Source organism: uncultured Limnohabitans sp., assembly GCF_937889215.1.
Lineage (GTDB): Bacteria > Pseudomonadota > Gammaproteobacteria > Burkholderiales > Burkholderiaceae_C > Limnohabitans_A.
Genome location: NZ_CALBEX010000161.1, coordinates 1 through 2,503 on the forward strand (window position 1 = coordinate 1; position 2,503 = coordinate 2,503).

The window sequence follows — 2,503 nt, forward strand, 5'->3', positions numbered from 1 at the left end:
GGGGGCAGCGCGCAGCGAGCCCAGCCAAGCGGGCGAACGCGTCACCAGGTTCAGCGCCACCACATAAGAGGGGTTGCTGGTGTCCGGAATCAAAGCCTTTTCGATCGCGTCTTTGGCCTTGAGCTGGTTGTCGGGGGTGTCAAAGCGGGCACGAATAGAGTTGCCATCAAACTGCACCAATTGCGGGCTCAGCCCCGCCGCCTTGAGGGTTTCTTCGACCTTTTGCAGCGTCGAAGTGTCCACTTTGACCGTGGCCTTGCCCGACGAGACCTGAACGGCAGGCGCTTCACCAAAGAAGTTGGGCAAGGTGTAGACCGCTCCCAACAACATCGCGATCACGATGACCACGTATTTCCAGACCGGGTAACGGTTCATAACAACTTTGCGTGCAGGTTAATAAAGCAGAGCGGAAACAGGTCGCAGTTGCGCAGGCTTATTTCAAGGTGCCTTTGGGCAACACTTGCACCACGGCGCTGCGCTGCATTTGCACTTCAACGCCGGTGGCCAGTTCCACGCTCACATAAGCCTCGCCCAGCTTGCTGACCTTGCCCAAAAAGCCACCAGCGGTCACCACTTCGTCACCTTTAGCCAGTGCGTCGATCATGGCGCGGTGCTCTTTTTGCTTCTTCATCTGGGGGCGGATCATCACAAAATACAACACCACAAACATCAGCAGCAGCGGCAGCATGCTCATCAGGGTCGACTGCATGTCGCCACCAGAGGCAGCAGCAGGAGCGGTTTGGGCAAAAGCAGAAGAAATGAACATGGAAACTCCACTGAAAGTCAAATTCGGGTTGAGCGGGTGACGCCAGGGCGCCCCGCAGGCGAAGCCGCCATTGTATGCGGCGCTATGATCGCTTCCAAAAGCCCCGACCACAAGGGGTCAGACCATCAAAGTGCCCCGTTGATGGTCCGACAGATCCCTCTTGTAGGTCGGTGCCTTCAGGTCCGACATCGCCGGTGAACCAATGATTTTTGAAAATGTCGCTTCGCGAAAAGATGGCTGTCGGACCTAAAGGCGCCGACCTACGAGGGAGTGGATGCCCGATCATCAAGATCCAACGAGGGAATGGATGCTCGACCATCCAGGCCCGAAGAGGGAATGGATGTGTAGGTCGGTGCCTTCAGGTCCGACATTCCGTCACCTCGCGAAGCGACATTTTCAAAGGCCGTATTAAAAAGGTAACCCGACAGGAGACGCCAATGACCGCCGAAGCCAATCACTCGCCCAGCCCACATGCGGACCACGCCCATGACCGCGCGCACAGCACCCTGGGCGAGATGGACCTGCGGGTGCGCGCGCTGGAAACCCTGCTGACGCAAAAAGGCTACCTGGACCCCGCCGCCGTGGACCGCATCATCGAAACCTACGAGGTGCATGTGGGCCCGCACAACGGGGCCAAAGTGGTGGCCCGCGCCTGGGCCGAGCCGGCGTTTCGGGACTGGCTGCTGCAAGACGCCACCGCCGCCATCGCCTCGATGGACTACACCGGCCGCCAGGGCGAGCACATGGTGGCCGTGCCCAACACCCCCGACACGCACAACATGGTGGTCTGCACCCTGTGCAGCTGCTACCCCTGGCCCGTGCTGGGCCTGCCACCGGTTTGGTATAAAAGCGCCGCTTACCGCGCGCTCGCCGTGATCGAGCCGCGTGCCGTGCTGGCCGATTTCGGCGTCACCTTGCCGCCGGGCCAAAACATCCGCGTTTGGGACTCAACCGCCGAAGTGCGTTACTTGGTCTTGCCCGAGCGCCCTGCAGGCACCGAGGGCTGGAGCCAAGAACAACTGGCCCAACTGGTCACCCGCGACGCCATGATCGGCACCGGACTGCCGTTGAATCCACAGTTGAACCCGCAAGTCAAAGAGGTGGCCCCATGAACGGCGTGCACGACATGGGCGGCCTGCAAGGCTACGGCCCAGTTCAGATCGAAGCCAACGAGCCCCTGTTTCACGGCGAATGGGAGCGCCGCGCCTTGGGGCTCACGGTGGCCATGGGCGCCAGCGGCCTGTGGAACATTGACTTGGCCCGCTCTGCCCGCGAATCTCTGCCCCCGCTGGACTACGTGCAAGGTCCTTACTACGCCATCTGGCTCAAGGCACTGCAAAACCTGCTGATCGAGCGCGGCCTCATCACCGCCGACGAGTTGGCTCAGGGCCAGCCCATCACGCCCCCGGTGGCCGGTGTGCGCGTGCTGCAAGCCGCCCAGGTGGACGCCGCCTTGGCCAAAGGCAGTCCGGCCGACCGGCCCAGCACCCAAGCGCCTCGCTTTGCTGTGGGCCAACGCGTGCGCGCCCTCAACCTCAACCCCCAAGGCCACACCCGTTTGCCGCGCTATGTGCGTGGCCATGTGGGCACCGTGGTGCTGCACCACGGCAGCCACGTTTTGCCCGACCAGCATGTGAAGAAAATGCTGCCGCCTTTTGATGGCACAGCCGAGCACCTGTACACCGTTGTGTTTGACGGGGGCGAGTTGTGGGGTCCGCAAGCCGAAGCCGGGCACCA

At 61.8% G+C, this 2,503-nt stretch carries 3 protein-coding genes and 1 pseudogene; 2 read left to right on the top strand and 2 right to left on the bottom strand.

The features are described from left to right. Both Q0341_RS04195 and yajC read right to left on the bottom strand, forming a co-directional pair. Positions 1-375 (bottom strand): annotated as a pseudogene (locus tag Q0341_RS04195) (protein translocase subunit SecD); the annotation flags it as partial. 58 nt (positions 376-433) lie between these two features. Further along, complete coding sequence (gene yajC / locus Q0341_RS04200) at positions 434-766, bottom strand: preprotein translocase subunit YajC (protein ID WP_299510813.1); 333 nt, start codon at positions 764-766, stop codon at positions 434-436. A 437-nt stretch (positions 767-1,203) separates the two neighbouring features. Here yajC and nthA point away from each other — a divergent pair, with 437 nt between their 5' ends. Then, the gene (gene nthA / locus Q0341_RS04205; RefSeq protein ID WP_299510814.1) at positions 1,204-1,878 is read left to right on the top strand and encodes a nitrile hydratase subunit alpha; all 675 of its coding nucleotides are present in this window, start codon (positions 1,204-1,206) and stop codon (positions 1,876-1,878) included. Next, on the top strand, positions 1,875-2,503 hold a 629-nt coding region (gene nthB, locus Q0341_RS04210; RefSeq protein ID WP_299510815.1), incomplete at its 3' end, for a nitrile hydratase subunit beta. The genes nthA and nthB, both read left to right, overlap by 4 nt.